The 25,546-nt window shown below is 39.3% G+C and carries 21 protein-coding genes and 3 pseudogenes; all 24 read right to left on the bottom strand.

Annotated elements, in window-relative coordinates:
- Positions 1–21 precede the first annotated feature (21 nt).
- Complete coding sequence (locus BN8899_RS16695; protein WP_065220250.1) at positions 22–2,334, bottom strand: toll/interleukin-1 receptor domain-containing protein; 2,313 nt, start codon at positions 2,332–2,334, stop codon at positions 22–24.
- A gap of 24 nt (positions 2,335–2,358) precedes the next feature.
- Positions 2,359–2,994 (bottom strand): annotated as a pseudogene (locus BN8899_RS21245) (acetyltransferase); the annotation flags it as partial.
- Between the two features lie 57 nt (positions 2,995–3,051).
- Positions 3,052–3,624 (bottom strand): annotated as a pseudogene (locus BN8899_RS21240) (acetyltransferase); the annotation flags it as partial.
- Positions 3,625–3,630: 6 nt separating this feature from the next.
- On the bottom strand, positions 3,631–4,239 hold the full coding sequence (locus BN8899_RS16685) for a sugar transferase (RefSeq protein ID WP_065220249.1): 609 nt from the start codon (positions 4,237–4,239) through the stop codon (positions 3,631–3,633).
- A gap of 596 nt (positions 4,240–4,835) precedes the next feature.
- Complete coding sequence (locus BN8899_RS16680) at positions 4,836–6,089, bottom strand: hypothetical protein (protein WP_148375502.1); 1,254 nt, start codon at positions 6,087–6,089, stop codon at positions 4,836–4,838.
- 9 nt (positions 6,090–6,098) lie between these two features.
- Entirely contained in the window at positions 6,099–7,232 is a 1,134-nt protein-coding gene (locus tag BN8899_RS16675; protein ID WP_065220247.1) for a glycosyltransferase family protein, read from the bottom strand.
- 69 nt (positions 7,233–7,301) lie between these two features.
- Positions 7,302–7,856: an acyltransferase gene (locus BN8899_RS16670; protein WP_065220246.1), complete on the bottom strand. Its 555-nt coding sequence runs from the start codon at positions 7,854–7,856 to the stop codon at positions 7,302–7,304.
- 35 nt (positions 7,857–7,891) lie between these two features.
- The gene (locus tag BN8899_RS16665; RefSeq protein WP_065220245.1) at positions 7,892–8,965 is read right to left on the bottom strand and encodes a glycosyltransferase family 4 protein; all 1,074 of its coding nucleotides are present in this window, start codon (positions 8,963–8,965) and stop codon (positions 7,892–7,894) included.
- A 2-nt stretch (positions 8,966–8,967) separates the two neighbouring features.
- Positions 8,968–10,242 carry a glycosyltransferase gene (locus BN8899_RS16660; protein WP_065220244.1) on the bottom strand — a complete coding sequence of 425 codons (1,275 nt, stop codon included), beginning with the start codon at positions 10,240–10,242 and terminating at the stop codon, positions 8,968–8,970.
- Positions 10,243–10,244: 2 nt separating this feature from the next.
- The gene (locus BN8899_RS16655) at positions 10,245–11,372 is read right to left on the bottom strand and encodes a glycosyltransferase (RefSeq protein WP_065220243.1); all 1,128 of its coding nucleotides are present in this window, start codon (positions 11,370–11,372) and stop codon (positions 10,245–10,247) included.
- Between the two features lie 10 nt (positions 11,373–11,382).
- Positions 11,383–12,249: an ATP-grasp fold amidoligase family protein gene (locus BN8899_RS16650; protein WP_065220242.1), complete on the bottom strand. Its 867-nt coding sequence runs from the start codon at positions 12,247–12,249 to the stop codon at positions 11,383–11,385.
- Positions 12,250–12,254: 5 nt separating this feature from the next.
- Positions 12,255–13,382 (bottom strand): CapA family protein, encoded by a 1,128-nt coding sequence (locus BN8899_RS16645; protein WP_065220241.1) that lies wholly within the window; start codon positions 13,380–13,382, stop codon positions 12,255–12,257.
- 2 nt (positions 13,383–13,384) lie between these two features.
- A complete protein-coding gene (locus BN8899_RS16640; RefSeq protein ID WP_065220240.1) occupies positions 13,385–14,491 on the bottom strand; it encodes a glycosyltransferase family protein in 1,107 nt (368 codons plus the stop codon).
- Between the two features lie 3 nt (positions 14,492–14,494).
- Positions 14,495–15,622: a DegT/DnrJ/EryC1/StrS family aminotransferase gene (locus tag BN8899_RS16635; RefSeq protein WP_065220239.1), complete on the bottom strand. Its 1,128-nt coding sequence runs from the start codon at positions 15,620–15,622 to the stop codon at positions 14,495–14,497.
- Between the two features lies 1 nt (position 15,623).
- Entirely contained in the window at positions 15,624–17,138 is a 1,515-nt protein-coding gene (locus BN8899_RS16630) for a lipopolysaccharide biosynthesis protein (protein ID WP_065220238.1), read from the bottom strand.
- Positions 17,131–18,021, bottom strand: coding sequence for a sugar 3,4-ketoisomerase (locus BN8899_RS21380; RefSeq protein WP_082987107.1), 891 nt, complete (start codon positions 18,019–18,021; stop codon positions 17,131–17,133). Before BN8899_RS21380 ends, BN8899_RS16630 begins: the two co-directional genes overlap by 8 nt.
- 298 nt (positions 18,022–18,319) lie before the next feature.
- A complete protein-coding gene (locus BN8899_RS16620; protein ID WP_065220237.1) occupies positions 18,320–19,075 on the bottom strand; it encodes a Rossmann-fold NAD(P)-binding domain-containing protein in 756 nt (251 codons plus the stop codon).
- A gap of 273 nt (positions 19,076–19,348) precedes the next feature.
- Positions 19,349–19,540: pseudogene (locus BN8899_RS16615) on the bottom strand (dTDP-glucose 4,6-dehydratase); the annotation flags it as partial.
- A 17-nt stretch (positions 19,541–19,557) separates the two neighbouring features.
- Entirely contained in the window at positions 19,558–20,439 is an 882-nt protein-coding gene (gene rfbA / locus BN8899_RS16610) for a glucose-1-phosphate thymidylyltransferase RfbA (protein ID WP_065220235.1), read from the bottom strand.
- A 118-nt stretch (positions 20,440–20,557) separates the two neighbouring features.
- On the bottom strand, positions 20,558–21,418 hold the full coding sequence (locus BN8899_RS16605; protein WP_065220234.1) for an Rpn family recombination-promoting nuclease/putative transposase: 861 nt from the start codon (positions 21,416–21,418) through the stop codon (positions 20,558–20,560).
- A 53-nt stretch (positions 21,419–21,471) separates the two neighbouring features.
- The gene (locus BN8899_RS16600; RefSeq protein ID WP_065220233.1) at positions 21,472–22,488 is read right to left on the bottom strand and encodes an NAD-dependent epimerase; all 1,017 of its coding nucleotides are present in this window, start codon (positions 22,486–22,488) and stop codon (positions 21,472–21,474) included.
- A gap of 15 nt (positions 22,489–22,503) precedes the next feature.
- Entirely contained in the window at positions 22,504–23,736 is a 1,233-nt protein-coding gene (locus BN8899_RS16595; protein ID WP_065220232.1) for a nucleotide sugar dehydrogenase, read from the bottom strand.
- Positions 23,733–24,476: a hypothetical protein gene (locus BN8899_RS16590; RefSeq protein ID WP_065220231.1), complete on the bottom strand. Its 744-nt coding sequence runs from the start codon at positions 24,474–24,476 to the stop codon at positions 23,733–23,735. The genes BN8899_RS16595 and BN8899_RS16590 overlap by 4 nt, the downstream gene beginning before the upstream one ends.
- A gap of 62 nt (positions 24,477–24,538) precedes the next feature.
- Positions 24,539–25,060, bottom strand: coding sequence for a UpxY family transcription antiterminator (locus BN8899_RS16585; protein WP_065220230.1), 522 nt, complete (start codon positions 25,058–25,060; stop codon positions 24,539–24,541).
- Positions 25,061–25,546 lie beyond the last annotated feature (486 nt).

Here is a 25,546-nt window from a genome sequence, read left to right as displayed (position 1 = left end):
TTTTAGTTACATACCAATCTATCAATTATCATCCATGTTAGAAAGTTTATCTCTTAATTCCTCGAAAGCAGCGAACTGCCCCGTGCGTTTATAGATTATCATCAATGATTTTATAGGATATACTGAATTTTCATTCTCTTTCATAGCATCTCGAAGTTGCTTGATAGCATTTATTGTATCGTGATCAACATAATACATATATTCACCTTTCATACAACGATAGATATCTATCGCTTTAGAATCATCACTCTGGTGAACCTCTTCCATTAACGTTCGTAATATCGTTTTTTCTTTTTCTAGAATTATTCCCTGTTTCCGGATCAGCGCAATAAAATAAGATTGAGTATGAAAAATATTGCCCCGCCTGTGTTCATAATTTTCTCTAGCCATTTCCAACGCGTCTTCATAACGCTCCAGGGAAAGCAAAACATTCACCTTTTCTCTTTTCGTCCTAGAATTATCAGGGGATATTTCTAAAGCTTTATCATAATATTCCAAGGCTTTAGAAGCATCTTTATTATGTCGATAATAAAAACCCATCAAAAAATTATAATCAAATTTATTAGTAGGCCAAAAAGATTTTACACTTTCAAGAAAACGACTATCTCTTGTGCGTGCGTACGCTAATGTTAAGCGATACCTGGTTTCCCACAAAATCTGCTCGTCATAATTTGAATTTTTCAAAAGATCCGTGCATAATGTAATGACGTAAGAATAATGCCCTCTATCATATTCTCTTATCACGTTTTTAATAATAAGAGAGGGCATAAAATATTTATCCGGGATCCTTTTCTTTTCTTGAAGCATCTGTTGAATGGTTAACATGAATTGAGAATAATCTTTTTCCAAAAGCTCATCCAAGTTTTCTTCAAGCAACTGACGAAGTACATTCTTGTATTTCGTCCGGTATTTTCCACACAACTCCAGACGCGAACGCCTCATGAAATCTGCCATTGTGGGGTTCAACTTGACAAATTCGCAATCACCTTGTAAGTAATTAAAACACGAGAAATCATACAAAAATTGCAATGCCTCGTTTGTCTCTTTCGTTTCCCCAAAAATTCTATAAATTAAGGTCAAACTTATAATTTCTTCTTTCGAAAGCAATAGAGAAACTTGATACGCAAGATCATTTTTTTTCACGTTATCAAGCAATAAATGACAAAACCGATCCGAGAATTCAACAATATCATTCGCATGAATTTTAGCCTCTACCGGATTATCTTTGATTAACTGCACTGCATAATTGATCTGCGAGGGTATCCCTCCTAATTTATCCAAAAAATACTGTTTATACTCCTTGGACAAATTCTCTACATGATAAACGTTTAGCAACCTGATAAACAAACTCTTTGACTCCTCTTTCGTCAATTCTGGAATCCTATACCAAAGTGCCAAGTGTTCCTCTCGAAGCGTTTGTTCATTAGGACGATTTTGTGAAACCACACAAAATACTAATCGATTGTGAAAATACTCGTCGGCAACAATCTGTTTAAACCAATCCACGATATCGTGATTCGGCAACACGATTCCCCCGTCATCTACAATAAAAATAATCTCCTTGACCTTATAAAACTCTTTCACCAAATCTATTGCTATCGAAACTTTTCTCTCTATGGTTTCTCGCGATAGATCAACGTGCCAAATATCATCTTCCTGGTGTATGGAATTCAATTTATAAATAAAATTCTCGACACTTTCCTTCGCGTCTATGGAGATAAACGTGGGTCGGTGAAGAACATCTAACAAGTTCACTTTTTTCAAAGCATTCATCAAGAAGGTTCGCCGCCCGATTCCTGCAAAATAATTATATGCAACGACATATGTTGGCATCCAGTTGTCTAAATTATTTATATCAAATTCAAAACGGGCTATCTCATCGTTCCTACCCACGAATAAATTCATCAACTCTTGATTCCGGGGAAATTTTAACACATTTATTTTTCTAAGCGCATTCTCTATTTTTTGCAATATAATCTTAACATTCGAGATATACCTGAGGTTATAAGGTTTTGCCAACCAATCTGGTATCCGCTTGTCCTCGTGAGAAATAGTAGGATCAATTACCAGGGGTAAAACATGCGTCAATTTCTCACTCGAAAGTTTCTCTGAACGAGTAATTTCTTGTTTCACCCAAGGTGAATCCAAGGAATTACCCGAAATAAACAACACGAAGATATCTGATTCTGCCATCGTTCGAAAAATTTCATCCAAAGTTTTCCTCCCTGGTTCAAAAGATATTTCATCTAAAATACATTGATCGCCTAACTCCGTGGCTATCCTCCTTACAAGTTCTTTATCTTTGCTGCTATGTGATAAAAAAGCTTTAGACATTCTCGATATTTTTAAATTGTGTGTTTACTCTATTTCAAAAAAAAACTTTATGGGCTTGGCGGGAACCCCTACAGCCGTACAACGTGCAGGTAAAGACTTCGCCACTACCGCCCCAGCCCCGACTACGGTTCCCGCTCCAATTTCCAGACGATTGATAATCTTGGCCCCCGTGCCAGCGTAAACCGATTCCCCGATATTCACCTCTCCTGATATATTCACGGAAGGCATGAAAGACGAGTAATCCCCAATAACCGTGTCATGCCCCACTGTGCATCCAAGGTTCAATATCACGAAATTCCCGATTGTCACGTTCGTCGTGATCATCGTGCCCCCACAAATGATACATCCCTTGCCGATGGACACCCGAGTAACATCTCCCACGAGTGCGGTTTGATCTAAAACCGACGGGAAAAACACGCGGGGGTTATCTATCCTCTCCACGATTTTTCTCTTCACGGCGGGACTGCCCACCGCTACGATCAAGGCTAAATTTCCCGGGTAAGCGTTCAACTCTTCCATTCCCCCGAGTACTTCGTGCCCGTTCACCACGCATCCTCGGCTTAACCCGTCATCGAAGAAACCGACCGGGTTGAACAAGCCGCAGCTCTCGTTCAAATTCTCGACCATGGATAGAACCTCTCTCCCGAATCCCCCGGCACCGTACACGGCAAGATCTATTTTATTCTCGTTTGTTAATTTTTGTTTATTATCATCACCGACGACCACGCATTGATTCCCGATGGCCACCACGCCATCCGGAATGTCATGGGTTACCACGAATCCCGCACCAACCACGCTCCAGCGACCGATTTTTACCCCGGGAATGATGGTAGCTCCCGCCCCAATCCAACTTCCCTCTCCCACGTGCACGTTACTGCACAACGTGGCACGAGGAGAGACGTGAACGTAATCCTCCAGCACACACTCGTGATCGATCGAGGCACCCGTGTTCACGATACAATGCCTCCCGACTCTCGCTCCCGCTTGTATAACCGCCCCCTGCATCACCACGGTTCCTTCCCCGACTGTTGCGATTGAAGAAATGATAGCAGACGGATGTATCGCTTTACCAAAAGGTCCCGACAACTTACCCGCCACCCAGCAACGGGTCGCATTATCCCCTATACTCACGATCACGGGAGAAACTCCCGTGTTCCCGTGCAAAACAGGTATCCCTTGTAATTCCGACAGGGACTCGTTATCATCTACCAAACCGTCAAGAACGACTCCCGACGCTTTCAATATATCCATGATCACCATCGCATGACCACTTGCTCCGTACAGATACATGATATTTTAATTATTTCCAGTGAATGCCTCCATCGTCACGCTCGTTCCCGAGGAGATCCCTTCACGAATGAACACTTTTTTTATCGTTATCAAAACAATTTTCAAATCCAGCCAAAAAGAACAATGATCCACATACCAAACATCTAGGTTGAATTTCTCCGTCCACGAGATTGCGTTACGACCGTTACATTGAGCCCACCCCGTAATCCCGGGACGAACTTCATGCCGACGAGCCTGCTCTTTAGAATAAAGGGGCAAGTATTGAACCAAAAGAGGTCTCGGCCCTATCAACGCCATATCCCCCTTTAACACATTAATCAACTGAGGCAACTCGTCAATCGATGTGGAGCGGACAAAGCGCCCTACAGGAGTAAGTCGTTCTGAATCAGGCAGCAATTTTCCCTCTGCATCCCGCTCGTCCGTCATTGTCTTGAACTTAATCACCTTGAATATCTTACTATGAAGTCCCGGTCGTTCTTGAAAGAAGAACGACCCAGCCCCATTGTTGGCAAAGTGCAACCAAATTGCAATAATCATTATAATCGGCCAAATGACCAATAGCACTATAAACGCAAGGGTGAAGTCAATCAACCGCTTAAAGAAATTCTTGTACATAACCATTTTATATATTTCATCATTGTTTCATATGTATGGCTATATCATAAGTCAAATATAAGTATCAAAAACATATACCTCCGGACTCTTTATATACGAGCTTCATACCTAGAGCAGATCTCGCTAGCTAAGAAGGCTCCGTCAGTTTACCACATTTCGTATTGTCGAAGTCGGTAAAGAAAACATAATTTTCTATTGTCAGTCCTTTGTACAAAAGGTGCGAATGCTTATAGTCGTCCTATTCCATTGTACCTCCAAGTTCCTTGACACTCCTGCTTCACATTGACAGAGGCGGTAAACCATTAAACAGCACACTCCTCTCCAAGCATTCAATTTTGGCAAAGTTTTCAAGTAATCAAACAGCACAACCTTCAGCGCATGCTTAATGTCTAAGGCATATATTTCCTTTCATTCTTCAAGAAAAGGAACACAAGTCAAGTGTGACCGCAAACCAATACAAACACGAAAGAGTTCGCAGAAAAGATTGTTCATCGTAAAATCTAAGCATCGAAGTTCAACATACATCCCAAGTTATTTTATTAGAAAGTTCATCTATTTTTTGAAATACTTCATGGGAATGTTAGTATAATCGTTTTCTATTGCATTAAAAGTTTGGTATTAGCTTGATACTTTTGACCGCCCACATGATTTATATATTCAATGCCTCCAAATAGTATGAGGAAATAAGTAATAGAATATACATTAGGTCTCTGGTATATACTTGCAGCAAAACAGATAAGAAGATTAACTGATATAGGGTTTCTTTTACATTGTTTATATGCAAAAAATAATAGCGATCCAAATATTAATAAGAACCCTAAAATGCCGTAATCTAAGATTACTGTTTTGTATGTAGAAGCTCCGCTTTCATATCCTATATATGTGAGATATCCACGTCCGTATCCCCATAAATAATTACCACTATTAAATAATGATATGATTTCTTTATCAATGAAATTTGAAGATCTGGTGTCAGCTACAAAATTTCCACTGTCAAATTGTAAACGGGTTGTAAAAGCTGAAATAATCGGATTATCAATATTCAAAGTAGGTAATACGAATAAAATGAATAAAATAAAAATTATAGCAGGAATAAATAGCTTTACATTTTTATAGTGCTTAATTACATAATGTAGAACTGTAATACAGAAAAAGGCAACAGAAAAGGAAAGACAACCTGCAACAAACATAATAAGATTGCCCTTCTTTCTTAAATTGTAATCTTGTACACACAACATCAAAGCAAGAAAGGTTCCGAATGCTCCTGGTTCATTAAATAGACCACATAACCTAATCGCACCAAATTCAGAAAACAAAATACTGAAGTAATAATCTATATAATTAGCATAAATACTATCAGTATAATATACAACACTTCTGTGGGGTAAAGGAATGCCAACTATGTACGAAACAAAACTTATAATACCGAGTACAGATGTAACAATCATAAAAGTTCGAAAAAACTCAAGAACTTTTATTTTACCCATTGAGGTAAGTAATAAAAAGAAAATTAATCTAAGTCCAGAATAAAATGCATCAAATATTTGATTGCCAGACATCCCCATTTTCGTATGTATTGTTATAATTGTAAAATACACTATTGGAACTATCAATATGCTTTTATTAACATCTGATTTGTACAAAAATTTCGTAACGATTACAACAACTAAACTTACAAACATAATGTATAAATAGCATTTCCTTAGCCACATCGAATAAAGTGTGTTATCACTATGGGAAATAGCCAATTCGCATAAAATAACCATTATAGAATAAAAAATTACACCTATCCTATCAGAACCTTTATAGCGACATCTTATTGTCAAAGCGTCATTTGAGAAACTTTCCATGCAACTGAATTAATTTGCTTGATTATTAATAGCGTTGACTACAGTTTGAATTTGATAATCCCATGTGTCTTTATAGTCAAGGTGATTTCTTATTTTCAATGCTAATGAGTCTTTTTTTAAACTTTCATAGAACGAAATAACTCTATTCATGTCTAATGGTTCTTCAGAAAGTTCAACATTGAGTGCATATTGAAAATTTTCCAAAACGGTTTCTCTCCAACCATAAACAAAAGGAATTCCTTTTGCAATATATTCTTTTGTTTTGAGAGCCGAGCCAAACGTAGAACCAATTCTATGGTTAGCAAGACAACCTATTCCGATGTTTGCCTTATCATAAATCGCGGCCAACTCATCTCCAGACTTCGGTCCATATATTATGCATCTATCACTTAGGTCAAGTTTTTCGATAAGTTTTTTTGTTGAATACATAATTGTGCCCACCAAATGAAAATATACATTTTTCTGTCCTCCGTTTTTGTAGTAATTATACATTCCTTTTATTACTCTATCATAACCATGAACAGGTGCCTCAAAAGATACAGCAATAAGATTAATATCATCAGGATTAGAAATGTAGTTATGTAATCTTATGGTATTAATATCAATTCCATTTGAAATTTTTACAGTTGGAATTCCCCACATTACATCATCACCAGACATAGACGCTACAAGACTAACATATTCTTTTGCATACTTATTCCAATTTCTGTCTTTCCAAGCGATATAAGTAAATTTATTTAATCCTGATTGAAATTTTGGAGTAGAGTGTGCTTCAATTATCACCTTTGCAGACTTCTCCTTTAGGGTTCGGAGCAGTTTAATATAATGGTTATCAAAAAAATGATACCTCGCATAAGAGAAAGAATATGATGTGGAGATTGTCTTTAAATAATCGACACAAAGGTCCATAACCATTGATCTTCGCAAAAAATGATTTATCGTGCCATTCTTAAAAAAGAATTTTTGGCTCTTAATAATATTGTGGTTGCTATCAAAAATAGCAACACCATCCTCTAAATAGCCTGAGTATGTTACATCATACCCTAATTTCTTAAACGACTCGATCTCTGAAAATACCTTTCTTGTTATACCTAAAGTATAATCCCAAGTTCTAATGTTTGTATAAAAAAATAATCTATTCATTCGATACTAAATGGTTGCAAATCCATATACAATAGACTCTTATTGTAAAAAAACAAATAACAATAGGTTTTATACATCAAATCCTACCCCTCCCTGTAGAAGCTTTGATCGTATTTCATTTTCTTCGTCTTTCGATTTATTTTTCCAGTATGTGTTCCAACATAAATCTGGAGTCATTTCTTTTCTGTTCTTCTCTATATAATCAGAAACTTTTCCAATAATTCTTATAGGAGAACCAACCACAACGGAATTAGAAGGAATATCTTTGTTTACGATACTTCCTGCTCCAATAATTACATCATCACCGATTGTGACATTGGGCAATATAATTGCTCCAGCTCCAATAAATACTCTATTTCCAATCTTTACATGTCCAATTTTACTATATCCAGTCCATATTTTGGTGCTTCCATCGTGTGCTAATATTCGAGCTGCAGAAATTGTCACATCATCTCCAATTTGAATTAAATAGCCATGTCCATTATCTATTACGCCATAATTCTGAAGCCTTTCTCCAACTTGAACACCACGCTTTCTAAGCATTTCAGAGGTTTCACATCCTAGACCAAAGAATCTAAACAACCTACTTTTTATATACACTTTAATGTTTGATATTAATTTCATTTGTAATTAATATTTTCTATTATTATCAAAATCAATTATTTCATAATCTCCTGCATATACATTTGCCATTCAGATGTAATTTTTGATACAGAAATGCTATTTCTTATCTTAATTGCTTCTTTTGACAAACTATTAGCAAAAGCCATATCAGTAGTAAGTCTAAATAATCCATCTGCAAAACGGTTGACATCCCCTACCGGAGTTAAAATTCCATTTTCCCCATCTATAATAATTTCACGATTGCCAAATGTCGGAGAATCCGTTGCAATACAAGCCGCACCAGTACACAATGCCTCAGCTAAAGAATTTGATAATCCCTCAAAATTTGAAGGTAGGGCAAAAATTTTACACTTAGACATTTTCGTTATTAGATCAAAATCAACCCCCTTCATAATTACTCTATCTTGAAGATTATTTGTTGTTATCTGTCGTTCAATATCATTTTTTAGTGAGCCATCACCATATATATAAAGTTTATAGCTGGGTATTTTATCTTTAATTAACGAGAAAGCTTCTATTAACAGAGAAACATTTTTCTGAGGAACCAACCTACATGCAGATACAATAATGTCCTCTTTATTTTGATATGGGACAACGATTTCACTGTATTCACAAGGATTCTTTATTATTGTAGACTTTCTTCTAATTTTTTCGCAGTAATAATCTCTTGCGTACTTAGTTTGAAAAACTATGCCGTCCGCATATCTATATACATAGTTTCTTAGAATCCTCAAATGACGATTTGCCGGTATGGTCATAGGATTATTTCGCTCTGATACAATAACAGGTACACCAGCAGCCTTACACGCCAATACCGAATAAATATTAGTTCTAGTAATAAAAGATACAACTATATCAGCCTTAATTCTTTTAACGATATCGTAAATACCTCTTATGTATTGGGGTATTTTATAAACATACGAAGAACCAGAACAAGTAAGATTAACTATCTGAACCTTGTCAGATAATGGATACATTATATCTGTAGCATCCTCTGTAATACAAAGGAATACATTATCTCCTTTCGATGAGAAACTATTACAAAGAATTGACATTACCCTTTCTGCCCCACCGCAATGCATGCTAGGAATAACAAATAATATATTCATGCTTACACTTTAATAACACTGTTATAAAACTCATGATAGTTAGTTTCACAAAAAAACAAATTCTTCCAGATTTGCCTTGATTGTTTTCTCATGTCATTTAATTTATATTCATTCTGAATCAAATCTTCTATACAATTCGTAAATGTATCAAGTTTGAAATTTTTGTCAAGTAAATACCCATTTTGCTTATCATGAACGATCTCTGATGTGCCACCAACATTGGTTGCAATTACTGGTATACCACAAGAGCATGCTTCCATAATTGACACTGGTATACCTTCGGAACTGCTTACATTCACAAACACATCAACATGATTATTTTGATAATACTCCATTATTTGAGAGTTTGGAACGATACCCATGAATTCAAAATGATTTTTTTTAAGTTTTTTCTCTGCATAACGACTGATGTATTCATAATATTGACCTGATCCAAAATGAATCCACTCTATATTTGTGTAGTTTTCTGAAAGATTAGCCAACATGTCTATTATTAGTTCTACTCGTTTTACAGGAATCAAATTTGAACAAGAAACAATTCTAAAGAAATCATTGCTCTTATCAGGATTAACTCCCCAATCCAACGTTCCTAACCTTGACAATAGAATTTTTGATTCGTATTCAGGGTAAAGATTTTTGAGATATTTGACTCCATCATTCGAGATTACATATACTTGATCCATATAAGATACAACTTGTTTTTGGAACGCAAGATAATTTATTGGACTTTCTTCAACATATAAATCCCATCGATGTGATCTACAAAATGTTTTCTTCAACGTTGAATTAGGCAACATATCATCGGCAAACATAATAGATGGTTCAAGCCAGTATGAATACGCATAATAATCAGTAATTCCCTCATTCTTTAATATTTTCCCATAATGATACTTATTTCTGATAGCAGGTGCTAAAGTCCTAAATATTCTAAGAAAGCGTGGAAATGTGAAACCCACTTTACTGACTAAATACCATATTTCTATATAAAACTCTTTATAAAACAAACATAGGATAAACCATATTCCCAAATTCCTAATAGCCCATACATTTTTTTTTAACCGACTAGGCTTATTTTGATAAATATTATCCGAACATGAAGGTTTCAACACATGTACGTTGTCAGGGACAGCTCTAATAGAATTTGTTTCAACCATCAAACCACATGGCAAACAATATATATTATCGAAATACTGTGCCATTATTGTTATCTCATTTTCAATAAATGCTTCGCTATTATTATACGGATAGCGATCAGTAAAAAATAGTAAATCAGCCATACTTATATCTCTTTATAATATTCAGTCATGAGTTTTCTAACTTTATTGATGTCAAATTCCCACGCTTTCTGTTTTGCATTTTCTTTACATGATTTGTATAAATTCGAATTAGTATATAGAAGGTTTATAGCATTTGCAAAATCATCTACTGAAGTAGGACGACAAGTAATACCGGTTTCATTATCAATTACATAATCTTTAATTCCATGAACTCCAGATGCAATTACAGGTAAACCTGCAGCCATTGACTCTATTCCAGCTAATCCTAATCCTTCTATCCGTGAAGGCAAAGCCACAATATCAGAAGAATGCGCTATTTTAAAAACCTCCTCATGTGGTTGGAATCCAGCAAAAATCACTCTACCTACAAGGGATAATTTTTTTGATAACTCCTTGTATATAGTTTCCATTTGTCCTGTTCCACAAAGTATATAATAGATATTTTTATTATTCAATTTTGCTAAAGCCCTAATAATAACTCCTTGATTTTTTCGAGCCGATAACTCTCCAACCGAAAGGATTACGAACCCGTCATCAGGAATATTATACTTTTTTCTAATAGAGGTGCGGTCAAAAGGGATTTCTGCAATTTTCTTTATATCAACTCCAACCCCAGGAATATATTTCTTTTTCGGGGTATTAAACCTCCGAATTACAGCATAATCCTCTTTATTTATTGTGATAATCATATCCGTGAAAAATGCCATAATATATTCTATTGGATAGAATAATATCCAATTTATAAGACTCGATGCCCTATGAAAATGAAAACCATGGTCAGTGTAAATAATTTTAGTTCCTGCACGTCTAGTTCCTATTGCTGCCAATCTTGCAATTGCAGATGCAACAGGTGTATGACAATGAATTATATCATAATGGTTCTCTTTCAATAACTTTTTTAACTGTTTGTAGGCATGAATAGTAGATTTTGAAAATGGAGATCTTCCAAAATCTATATGATGCTTTATCGGCATTAAAAAATCTAAATAACCATCATCTACAAGCCAATCCGCTCCTTTCATATTTGATGCTGTATGGATTTCATAACCCATACTATTCAAAATTTGCATATCGCTCTTTTCAAAATTGAAGAAACGATAAACAGTAGCGACAAATAGAGCTTTTTTCATCTAATCTATTTTATTGTAATCGAATATATTCCCCGAATTTTAAGTCCCACTCAGCAGGTTCAAATGGTACAATGCCAGAAAAGTGAAATAGTGTAATTTCTCCAAAAAATACTTTCCCATCGACTTCGTAAAAATCAATTCGTGCATGCACTATCCCTTGTGACAGTTTCTTTGCCAACTCTTTCATTTTCTCAAAACAAACAGGTTTACAAGGAAGTGTTGGTGAGTTCGGATGTCCTTGCTTAAATGGCAAATGGTTATAGTTCTCGTCAAAGAAATCAAAATATGGTTCTTTCCTTCGTTGCCGATCTGTAGCTACATACATAGCTTTTACCTCTCCGTCAAAGCAAAAAAACTTATAGTCGCAGAGTTCACTTGTAGAAGAATCTTCCATGTATTGTTCAGCAATTATCTTTTTTGGAACATTCTTATAAGGCCATTCGCGCCACACCTTATAATAGTCTGTTTTTAAAGATTTGCTAATCTTTACATTTGCAGCAGTCCTATCTAGCTTGTTTTTGTCTTTGCATATGACAAGACCTCCACTATCGTGGGTACATTTTAATACAAATTGATTAGGCAGTTTATCAAAGTCAATCTCATCAAAGCTATTCCAAATACCAAGTGTAGGTATAATATACTCTTCTCCAATAATGGCAGATACGTACTCTTTAACGGCATACTTATCTACCATAGTAGTGTAGATAGGTTTGCGATTATAAAGCTTCAACCATTGTAACTTTTCAGAAAAAGACTTTGGATTATTAAAATCTGTCCAATAACCCATTCTTCTCCTAAATATAATCATTAAGTAAAGTTTATCTGGGAGACTATCAATTAAAACTTTCTTTATATTTCGTAGAAAATAATTTAACATTATATTTATAAATTAATAATATGGTTAAGTAATCTATCCAAATGTGATTCACATTGCAAATAGTTTATGAGCCTATATTTTTTCTTTTTTGCAAAGGATGGTAATAAACCAAGTCGAAACAATTTACATGTAATGCGATTAGAATAAGGCTCTATGACATTTCTGAAAACGCCATCATTGTTTTGCATCCAAAACAACCATTCCTGTTTTAAGTTTTTGCTATTAGCAATTACATTATTTAATTTTGTTATTGACTTCTGGAAATTATCAAACTGCCTTTCCTTCATTAGACTAACTCCGACACTTTCGTTGCATTGAATATATGGATGGATCATGTAACTGATATTGTCTTTTTTAAACTCTACTTCAACCAGATACCCCTCGTTCCAAATACTATGGTCTTCATTTAAACTATCAAAACAAAAATTTCCAAGTCCATAAAATATTGGTTTAGTATTATAAACCTCATAGCCGCTATAACAATGCTGATGATGATTGATGATAGCATCGGCTCCAGCATCGATAAAGAAACGATAGGTTTCCTGCATACGAGGTGATGGCAGCTGATAATGTTCGTGACCTCCGTGAACGATGACAAGCACATAATCCGCTTTTGATTTTGCCTCTTTAATTTTATAGAATTGCTGAATAGGATTGAGAGGATTTGCACCAGCAGCGGTCTCTGCTGCAATAGAAAACTCATGTTCACAACAGTTGATTATGGCAAGAGTTTCTTCATTAATCTTCTTATACAAAATATTTGATGCTTTATCAAGATTACAACCTACTCCGACAGTGTCTATTCCTGCCCTCTCCAACTCTTGTTTCGTATCAAGACAGCACTTCTCACCTTGGTCTAGAATATGGTTATTTGCTAGTGTACAACAATCAAAACCTGCATATTTTACAGCTTCTACTGCTTCAATAGTTCCTTGAAGATTGGGACCGCATTTGGGTATTGGATTTGCATCCTTTTGGTTCAGAACAATTGGAAATTCAAAATTAACTATGCTATAGTTTACAGAATCAATAATCGGTCTCACATCATCAAAGAGATCACCGAACCTCTTTTCTTTTACAGCATTCTCAACCCTATATTTGGGGCAGAAATCGCCAGATACCAGTACTTTCATATTTATTTAAATGCGTTGAGATAAGAAGAAGCAATTTTTCTACACTCGTGAATTTCTCTTGCATATTGAGCAGACTTGATACCAATATCCTTAATTTTTAGGGGATTTAATATCAAATCTTCTATTATATGATACATATATTCCGTGTCTGGACGACCCGATATTACAGGAATATCATCCCTACCAATCATTTGTCTTGTCTCGGGTTCATTACCACTAATAACTGCACATCCAGCTAGCATAGCAGCAATAGCACTCATTCCATAATCATAATCAGTGCAAAGATCTATATATAAATCAATCTCTTTTAAAAATGACAGGAATTGATTATACGGCATTCTATCGTTTCGTATAATAATTCTGTCATTATACTTTTGCTGAATTCGCTCAAGCGCTTGGTTTATAAACAAATTACCCTTTGTCGGTCTTAATCCTCCATTAAAAATAACAATTTTCCCGTTATTAAAATATTGCTTTTTTCTCTCTACAGTACAGGAATCAAAAGGCAACGGAATTGAATCCATTAATTTAAACTGCGAACCAAATAACTTGTATGCTTCATGGTATTGGAATGACATAGGAATAACACCCGAGACTAAACTTAATGCAATCTCTTCGAGTTTAATATATTTGGGATTATCTAAAATAGAACTATCTGTATATACTGTTTTGAATCGTCGATCTTGAAGTGCAAATTTAAAATTAGCAATATCTCCACCACATGAGGATAAATAAATTTTAGATGGATCTTTAACTGCGAATAGTATATCCTCTTTCGAGAATAGAGGTGCAGATTGATTTGAATTTTCTCTCAAGAGTGTATAACTAATTATAAAGGCAGCATCAAAATAATGTTCGAATTCTGCTAGGTCTTTTTTAAATCTTTTATACAATATGCGACCAGTGATTTTATTTGTTCCTCTTAGTTCTAACCCAAAGAACCTATAATTGTATGGTCTTGGATAAGTATATGATTTCCCATCTTGTTGTATTTTTTTAAAGCCATCCTCATACGAAAAAACAATAGCTTCATTTCCTGGAATTGAATTTATTCCAGTGGCAAGGTTTTTCGCAAATGCACTAAATTCTCCAACAATCAATACTTTCATTTCTTAGAATTCATTAATCAATTCAACAACTTTTGTAACGTCCTCTATCGTAATCGCCGGTCCTATCGGGAGGCTGAGTTCTTCGTTAGCCAGTCGCTCGGTGATAGGGAGGGAAAGTTGTGGGGTGTTCCACGCCTCTTTGGCATAGCACTCTTGCTGGTGAGGGGCTATCGGATAGTGGCATACTGTTCCTACTCCATTCTCTTCAAGATAGTCGTGCAGACGATCACGATTCTCTTTTCCGCTCACGATAATTGGGAAGAGGTGATAGACATTCTGCTCGTCGGGAAGGAGGTCGGGAAGAGTGACTAGTGGGTTGTTGATGTGCTCGTAGTAGTAGCGAGCAATCAACTTACGCTTTGCATTATCCTCAACGAGATACTTCAGTTTCACATCCAGAACGGCAGCTTGAATCTCGTCGAGGCGGCTATTGCGACCTGCATATTTAAAGACGTATTTCTTCTGACTACCATAGTTAGTGAGTGCACGAATAACTTCCGCAAGTTTTGAATCGTTGGTTGTAACTGCTCCTCCGTCACCAAGTGCACCAAGGTTCTTGCCCGGATAGAACGAATGACCGGCTACATCTCCGATATTTCCAGTTACGCAACCATCGGTAAACTTGCATCCGTGGCTCTGGGCACAATCCTCGACAAGTTTAAGGTTGTACTTCTTACAAAGTTCTCCAATCTTTTCGGTATAGGCTATGCGACCATAAAGGTGAACAATAACAATGGCCTTGGTGCGAGGGGTGATGGCAGCCTCAATAAGGTCGTCATCAATCTCAAGGGTATTGGGTTTCGGTTCGATACAGACCGGAACAAGTCCGTTCTCAGTGATGGAAAGTGTAGTGGCAATATATGTATTTGCAGGCACAATCACCTCGTCTCCAGGCTGTATCACGCCCATCTCGATATAAGCTCGGAAAATCCAGATGAGAGCATCAAGACCGTTAGCACAACCAACAGTATGTTTGCAGCCGATAAATTCGGAATAATGCTTCTCAAACTGTTCATTCTCTTTACCTTGGAGGTACCACCCTCCGTTAACTACTCGCATTACCGCTTCATTTATCTCTGCTCCATGAAGAGCAGTTACATCCTTTAGGGACAGGAATGGAATATTTGCCATATTATAATCTCTTCTTAAATATTCTATTGATTATTGGTATTATATATTCTCTTTCTTTTCTTGATAACATGACAAAATATGTCAGTAGACACATTATCAAAATTTGTAATATCATGTAAAACAAAGAATGTATCAATGATGATGATTTAAGATAATTTGCAAATAAAATAAAAAGCAGGAAAAAGAGCATTGAATTCCAAAGATTTTGCAACAACACCCTAGTAGTATATATTTTTGCAGACATATCAATGACGTTCTTTGCCACGATAAGATTGACTATTATATCGATAACCTCTACAATGCAGAAGGACAACATTGCGAAATAATAAGGACATCCACTTTTTAACAGAAAATAACTGAGAGGAAGATTCAGTAGAAGTGCAATTGAATTGAATATTTGGTACACTCTCAGTTTTCCAAATGCTGTAAATGCTAAATCAATTGGAGTATTCATTGTTCTGATAACATTCCATAATAAAACAAGTTGTACGAACGTAACAGCATATTCCGGTGTTTCAACTAACCAAATGTCTAATATCGTATCGCTATATGTTATAATGGGCATTGTCGTTATAGCCATTATTAAAAACAAAGCCCTTGCAAGTAAAAAAATACTATTGTATGTTGATTCTCTGTTTTCTGAGGCAGCCTGTTTGATTATATAAGGACGTGAAGCAACCGTAACATTGTTCACTAATTGAAGTACGGCATTTTTTACTTGATATGCAACACCTCTTGCAGCATTGACTGTAACTCCACCCAAAATATTTAGTATGAGATTTACACCCTCGTTAATTAATGCCCAAGCTGAATTTCCAATAAAATCCCAGCCTGCGAATACTGCAATCTCTTTGAATAACCTTCTATTATTACGCACTCTCTTTATAACACATTCTGGAAACTTCCTACATGATAAAAGATAAAATACAAAATTCAACGTTTCTATGAGTGTAAATAAAAGAGCATACACCCTGACAGACCGATATTCAATATATGGTAATAGAATAACAATAATAAGCTTTAAAACAGAGTCAAATGAAGTTATCCATGCAAATGTACCCATTTTTTCATTTGCAATTACAGCAGCAGAAAAAGGAGTTGTTATTATTGATATTATTGCTGTGATAACAGATACATGAAATATGAAATAGGCTGCAGAGTAAGATTCCATAGGGATATTAAGCTTATTCCCAATTGCCCAACAACCAAATAATTCTACAACAAAAGCAAAAACAAAAGCGATTCCAATGTGTAAAATCAAACTTACATTAAATACATCTTGTTCTTTTTCAATGTCGCCCACACCTTTCTCAAAACTCAAGAATCTTTGCACAGCGAAAGCAAACAAAACCTTGAGAGATGCAAACATTCCAACAATACCTCCCACAAGATTATATAAGCCAAAATCTTCGACACCTAAGATTGAAAGTAGGAGTCTTGATGAATAAAGCGATATAAATAAAATTATTAAGCTTCTTAAATATAAGATACCTGTATTCTTTACTACTTTATTCATAGGTATGCCTAAAATCTAAAAAATCTTCATAAGAACGAATATAATCCTCCGCCTGATAAACGTCAGAAGCAAGTACCATACACACAGATCCAGAAGAAAAATCGCCAAGGTCACGCCACATTCCAGGCTTCACATAGAGACCTTGGTATGGGCGATTGAGAAAGAAGGTGCGTTTGCATTTACCGTCATCAAGGGTAACTGTGAAAGAACCTGAAGCTGCAATAATCAACTGTTCCAGTCTGCGATGAGCATGTGCTCCACGAGATTCTCCTCCAGGTACATCATACAAGTAGTATATTCGCTTAACATCAAATGGAAGAATTTTGCCATTTTCTACTACAGTTAAATTGCCTCTTCGGTCACTATGATGACGGTCCAATTCCACCATCGTACAGTCAAAAACATTATGAAGCACAATTGGAGTTTCTTGAGAATATGCAGTTTTTATTGAAATAGGGTTACTCTTATCATCTATATGTATCTTACTATATGCTAAGAATGCATCATAATTACGAATGTAATCATTTATATCGTATGGAATGCTACCAAATTCCAGCGCAAATGCGTTGGTTGAAAACTCCTTAATCTCACGCCATAAACCTTTAGGAATATACAATCCATAGTATGAGCGATTAAGCGCAAAGATCCTCTGTTCTCTGCCATCATCTACAAGAATTTCGAAAGCACCTGAAAGAGCTATAATTAGCTCCTCGTTGTTGATTTCGGCATGTCCACCACGAGCGATACCTCCAGGAACGTCATAGAGCCAATAGGTACGCTTGATCTCAAATGGGACTTGTGAGAAATTCTCCGCAAACGAGAGATTTCCCCTAACATCCAAGAATTTAGGAAGTTCTATTATTTTGCAATCGTTAATTGTCATATTACTACTTATTTTTTTCTAAAAACACCGAGAATCCATGGACATTTTTTCCAAAATATATATATCCCAAGAGTTATAAGAAATACAACAAATGGAACTATATTGCTTAACAAAAAATGTTGAAGAAAGAATTGTACAAATCTACATATCAAATGATGTGTGGACAATATGCATATTGTATTTCTACTTATTCATATAAAAATCTAAATATCATTAGATTCTAGTAACAATATAAAGCCCTACATTACAAATATCCTATTGCCAGCATTACTTTAATTTGATATACTTCCTAAATTCATTATATTTTCTCTTCAAATCCTCGGAAGTGAATATTCAATTCATGAAGATGCTCAAGAAGAGTTCCGAGAGGTGTACCCTTGGTCATTTTGGCAAAAGCATTCACATCTTTAGGGAAACACTTACCACCATAGCCAAATTTGCCATCTGGTCCTGGGACGTAAGTATGGGTGTCGTTAATGTAACCGGAGAGAAGCATGCCTGTATGTACTTTGCGCCAGTCACCACCCATCTGTTCACAATACTCACGACAAGCATTAAAATATGTCACCTTGTATGCACCAAATACATTGTGCATATACTTAGTGAGCTCTGCCTCAAGAGGTGACATAACTGTAAACTTTTTACCTACAAAAATTTTTGTGAGCAACTCGTGTGCTCCCGTAAATACCATTGTTTGCTTCTTGAAGTCCTCGATATGGGTACGCTCTGTGAGAAACTCTGGCATATAGTGTACCTTGTGACCCGTTTCTCGAGAAAGCATGTCGCTTGTGCCTGGGAGGATAGTGGTGCGCACGAATACTGGTATATCAGGAAGGTTACTGATAAGCTTCTTCATAAGGCGAAGGTCTTGTGTGCCGTCGTCCTCGGTAGGTACATGAATCTGCAAAAATGCTATATCGATGTTAGTAAGGTCATCGTGATAACCCTTTGCTGGGTCGCTGATGAACAGTTTACACTCCGGGTTATTGTGTTCCAACCAATCTTTGAGGGCTCCACCAACGAAGCCGCATCCGATAATACCAACGTTAATCATTGTTACTACATTTTAGTTGATTATTTATACTATTTGTTAATAGTTTGTAAAAAATAAGTATTCACCCACACAACCTTACTTCTTTGGAAAGCAAATCGAAAAAATATTTAACATTTCAATATTTAACTATCTATGAGAAAGTTTTTGATTTATAACTAAAACTCGAGAGATTGCGGGATGGGTCACTGAAATATTCCACAAGTTTTTTAATTACAAATTTCAAAAAAGCAACTGTCTATCTACTAAATATTGGACATTATCCTTTAATGGAATTTATCTGTTATCATACATGTCCGAATAGTGTGTCACATACTCACCCGAGGTGATATTCTTGAGCCATTTCTCATTGTCCAGATACCATTTGACGGTCTTCTCGATACCTTCTTCGAATTGCAAACTCAGCTCCCAGCCAAGTTCTCGTTGGAGTTTGGTGGAGTCGATAGCGTAACGGGCATCGTGACCTAATGTCAAGGATCAATTTTTTATTTCTTCTCTTCAATCACTTTGAGAAGATACTGACCGTATTGGTTCTTGAGCATTGGTTGAGCGAGTTCTCGCATGCGCTCTTCCGTGATCCACCCCTGGCGATAAGCGATACCCTCGAGACAAGCCACTTTCAACCCCTGCCGTTTTTCCAGTACCTCGATATAAGTGGACGCTTCCGACAAGGAATCGTGCGTGCCCGTGTCAAGCCAGGCAAAACCGCGACCGAGTGTCTGCACCTTTAATTCCCCGTCAGCCAGAAACTTCTGGTTTACCGTTGTGATCTCGTATTCCCCGCGAGCGGAAGGCTTGATGTTTCTAGCCACTTCAACCACCTTGTTCGGGTAAAAATACAAACCGACAACGGCGTAATTACTTCTCGGGCAAGCCGGTTTCTCCTCTATGGAAAGACAATTCCCATCCTTGTCAAATTCTGCCACCCCGTAACGTTCCGGGTCACTAACCCAGTAACCGAAAACGGTCGCATTCTTCTCCTCGTTCGCCGCACGAACAGCCTCTTTAAGCATACCCGTGAAACCGGAACCGTGGAATATATTATCGCCAAGCACCAAACAAGCGGAATCCTCCCCGATAAAATCCGCACCGATCGTGAACGCTTGCGCCAACCCGTCCGGGGATGGCTGTTCGGCGTATTCAAAACGCACCCCGTAATCGGCCCCGTCGCCCAACAAACGCTTGAACCCGGGCAAATCATGCGGCGTGGAGATAATCAAAATATCCCGAATACCGGCTAACATCAACACGGAAATGGGATAATACACCATCGGTTTGTCATAAATGGGCATCAATTGTTTAGAGATACCCTTGGTGATAGGGTACAACCTTGTACCGCTACCTCCCGCTAATACTATTCCTTTCATTGATTTTAAATAGACTCTCGAACAAGGGCATTTCCCTTCATTAGGACACTTTGGGGGCGCCCTAACTGAGTTTCATTAAAAAATTTATCTTAAATTGTAAATATCTGATATTAAGTATCTATAACCCGGCAATTTCTTCTACCGATAATCCCGTGATCTCGGCGATCTCCTCCAAGGAGACGTTTCGTGCCTTCAATTTGGCAACAATCTCTTTTGCCTTCTTCATTTCACCTTCTGCACGTCCTTTCAACTCGGCAGTGGTGATCACGTTATCCAAATCCCGGAACACTTTCAAGCTTTCCTCGTACTCCATCAACTCCCGCTTGTCAAAACGGGCGATCTCCGCCACACGGAACAAACGCTCGAAAACCCGTTCTTGCAAAGCCCCTGGACGCTCCAGCAAGCAGGGCAAGTTCTTCAACACGTACATCCACTTGTCGAACAACGTCACCAGCTCATCTTCCCGCTTCGTGAATTTTGGCATCTCCAGGTAAATGAACGTCAGCTTGTCATAAAATACTTCCTTCTTCCGGACGTCCATCAACTTCACCTCGTGGTGATAGTAAGCATCCACGTCTTTATCCTCGTCAAAAACAAAATCCAACACCCCGATCATGTAAACAGATTTCAACTCGAAATCCCATTTCCCCTGTTTCGCCTGGTCCCGGATCGGGAACGTCGAGTAAAATACACTGCGGTCCTTGAAAAATTGCTGCTCAGCTTTCTGCATCTCCACGATAAACTTCCCTCCACGGTCATTCTCGCAATACACGTCGAACACAGCCTTGCGATCCTTCTCTAGAAACCCCAACCGCTCGTTACGCAAGTACGTCACGTCTACAACATGTTGTTCCTCGCCCAACAAGGCATTGAGGAAACTGATCAACAAATCCTTGTTCATCTCCTCCCCGAACAACCGCTTGAAACCGAAATCGGTGTAAGGGTTAACGTAACGTTCTTTCAAGTAATCCAGCGACATACTCTATTGTTATTATATCATTTCCCACAAAAATATGAAAATATCCCGAGAACTCAAAAACAATAAAACTTTCTCCACCACCCCACGAACTCTCCAACGCCTTCTTCCAACGCCACGCTCGGCTTGTACCCCACTTCCCGTTCCAGTTTAGACGTGTCGGCGTAAGTCCGGTACACGTCGCCCGGCTGCATCGGCAAGTAGACCTTCTCCGCTCTCTTGCCAAGGGCGTTTTCCAGGCACTCGATGAAATCCATCAACTTCACCGGCGAGGAACAACCGATGTTGTACACCTCGTGACGGCACTCCCCATCGCCTCCCGGCACTTTATCCAGTACCCGGAGCACTCCTTCCACGATGTCATCGATGTACGTGAAATCCCGGCTCAAGTCACCCCGGTTGAACACCTTGATCGGTTCCCCGTTCACGATCGCTTTAGCGAAAAGCATCGGTGCCATGTCCGGACGTCCCCACGGGCCGTAAACCGTGAAGAACCGCAATCCCGTGGCGGGTATACCGTAAAGCCTCGAATAGCAACTCGCCATCAACTCGTTCGCCTTCTTCGTGGCGGCGTACAGGCTCACCGGATCGTCCACCCGGTCATCTTCCGAGAAAGGAACCTTGTCATTCGACCCGTACACGCTGCTCGAGGAGGCGTAAACCAAGTGCTGTATGCCATGATGACGGCAACACTCCAGCACGTTCACGAATCCCACCAGGTTACTGTCCACGTAGGCGAACGGGTTCTCGAGGGAGTAACGCACTCCCGCCTGCGCGGCAAGGTTGACCACCCGGTCGAACTTCTCCCGCGCGAACAGTTCCGGCAATCGCTCCCGGTCCTCCAGGTTCATCCTGACAAAACGGTACAACGGGTACCTCCCGCCCCGCACCAGCTTCCCGGGTTCAATACCTTCCCGCGTGATCCCCGTTTCCGCCAACCGGGCGTACTTCAGGTTCACGTCGTAATAATCGTTGATGTTATCCAACCCGACCACTTCATCGCCCCGCTCCAGCAGGCGTTTCACCACGTGGAAACCGATAAAACCCGCCGCTCCCGTTACAAGTATCTTCATTTATCTATTTAATTATCAATCCCTTTTAAAAACATCCCTCGTGTACACCTTTCCCGCCACGTCATCCAGGCAGGCGTCATACCGGTTGGCGATGATCGCCTGGCTCTCCCGCTTGAAACGCTCCAGGTCGTTCACCACCTCGCTGCCGAAGAACGTCGTCCCGTCTTCCAGCGTGGGCTCGTGCACGATCACCCGTGCACCCTTGGCTTTCACCCGCTTCATCACCCCTTGGATGCTCGACTGCCGGAAGTTGTCCGAGTTCGACTTCATCGTCAGGCGGTAAACACCGATCGTGCAAGCGTGCTCCCGTGAGGCGTCGTAAACGCTGTTCGACTTGTAGTAACCCGCCATCTTCAACACCTGGTCGGCGATGAAATCCTTTCGCGTGCGGTTGCTCTCCACGATGGCGCTCATCATGTCCTGCGGCACGTCGGCGTAGTTCGCCAGCAACTGTTTCGTGTCCTTCGGCAGGCAATACCCGCCGTAACCAAAACTCGGGTTGTTGTAATGGTCCCCGATACGCGGGTCAAGGCAAACGCCCTCGATGATCTGCCGCGTGTCCAATCCCTTCAACTCGGCGTACGTGTCCAGCTCGTTGAAGTAGCTTACCCGCAAAGCCAGGTACGTGTTGGCGAACAACTTCACCGCCTCCGCTTCCGTGCTGCCCATGTAAAGCACCGGTACGTTTTGCTCGATCGCCCCCTCCTTGATCAACCCGGCAAACAGCCGTGCCTTCGCCTCCTGCTCCTTGTCCGACTGGTCGTATCCCACGATGATCCGCGACGGGTAGAGGTTATCGTAAAGCGCCTTGCTCTCCCGCAAGAACTCCGGAGCGAAAATGATGTTCCGCGTGTTGAACTTCTCCCGGGCACTTCTCGTGTAACCCACCGGGATCGTGCTCTTGATCACCATCACGGCATTCAGGTTCACTTGTAACACCTTCCCGATCACGTCTTCCACCGCCGAGGTGTCAAAAAAGTTCTTTTGGCTGTCATAATTCGTCGGGGCGGCGATCACCACGAACTCGGCATCCCGGTACCCCGCCTCCCAGTCCGTCGTTGCCCGAAGGTTCAAGGGTTTCGTTGCCAGGTATTCCTCTATGTAATCATCCTGAATGGGTGATTTCTTGTTATTCACCAGTTCCACCCGTTCCGGGACAATGTCCACGGCTGTCACCTCGTTGTGTTGTGCCAACAAGGTCGCGATGCTCAAACCGACATAACCGGTTCCAGCCACTGATATTTTCATGGTATAGTAATTTTATTGAACTCCCGTTTTGCCAAGATATAAAAAACATCCGACATCAGACCGAAGTCTGCCTCCTGTCCCGTCTGCCGGAAAAGTGCAACCTTCTTCTCCTCCTCCCGCTCCACGCTCACCCGCAAACGAGCCCGTTCCTCCTCCAGCCGTTTATAATCTTCCCCGGGCAACATCATCGCTCCCACGGCGTCACCGTACAAGCAAATTGCCTCCCACCACGATAGCAACACGCCACGGGCCCCGCCACGAATATATCCCAACGCCTCCGTTACCAAACGACCGGCAAGTTCCCCGCACTCCCCGTCTCTGGCAAAATAGTAACAATTACACAACAAACGACAAATATTAGGCGTCCGGCAAGGCAACAAGATCTTGCCGTTCCCACGTGACGACAGGATACGGTACGCCGCGTCCAAACCGTTTTTAAGGTAATTCAAGTCCGAGTACAACTGGTAGACATCCATCTTGTCCGCCGCGTAACCCGCACGGGTATCCACGGGAATATCATCGCTTTGCAACTGCCCGGGATACAAGTGAACGATTGATTTCGCTCGCTCGTGAATATCACCGGGGGTACCAAAATCACGCTCCAGCCAAGGGTACACCCGTACCATCGAGTACACCGTCAGGTATCCGTGCAGCAATCCCGACAAGCTCGCGGGGGAACACGACCGGAGATCAAGATTGTCCAGTTGCCTGTACAAATCGTGAAACAAACCTTTTTCCATCTGTAATTTTTGATTTACAACGTCAGATTTATAATTTCATAAATCTTGAATCTATCCATTCGCTACTCTATTTTTTCAAGGAATGAACCGGGGATGTAAGACGTGGCGATCGACGCCACTCCTTCCAGGCGGATCACCACCCGCTTGTGACCTCGCAAACGGACCAACTCTCCTTCCAGACCCACCAACGGTCCTTTAATCACCCGAACACGGTCACCCCGCTTGAGGTCTTTATTCAATATCTCTATTCCCTCGGGAGAGAAATCCAGCAGGAACATGAAATCTTCCATCTGCTTGTCGGGAACGATCAAGGAACCGCGTCCTTCTATATCTTTCAGGTAAACCATGTTCAGGGAATACTCGTTAAGCAAGGAGAAACTCGTCACCTTGTCCGTGCGGATAAAAATCATACCGTGAATCAAAGGTACACGAATAGTCTTTCGACCAAACGGAGTATCCCGCAGTTGTTCATCTAGCGGAAGAAAATTCTCGATTCCCAGTTCGTCCAGTTTTTTTTTGACTAATAATTCTTGATTTACCCGCGTGTAAGCGACATACCAATGTACTTTCTTATCCTCGATCATGTAAATTTATTCTACCAACCGATCGGACGCGCTTCGCGCACTAACCCTATTACCGGTCCTGATTTATTGCCATGTGTTTCGCACACCCCACTTAAACAGTGCTATGTATTATAGACGCACGAAAACTGTTGCGATAAACGTATTTTATATCGAAAAACGATCGTTTAATAACATGACAAAAAGGAACGCTCTTGAGTTATTGCCCCAAAAACTAAATATCTAGTTGCGAGAAATAAAAATTATTGTATCAAAGATTTGCGATAAGCAAAAATGATGTATATTTGCATCGCAATAAACGATGGTTTATTAATTCACGAACAAACCGACAATAGATCTGATTACAAAATACATGGGTAAAATTCTTTCCTCTCTGAATTCCCTAATTCAAAGTCATCCTCTTTAATATCTCTACATCACAACGGTATTGATTGCATTTTAAATATTCGAGCCATTTTTTCAAAATAACCATTTCAGAAGACTTCCGCA

It is taken from the genome of Butyricimonas sp. Marseille-P2440 (assembly GCF_900091675.1).
Lineage (GTDB): Bacteria > Bacteroidota > Bacteroidia > Bacteroidales > Marinifilaceae > Butyricimonas > Butyricimonas synergistica.
Note: the sequence above shows the minus strand (reverse complement) of the source record. Positions and strands in the feature narration are given on the sequence as shown.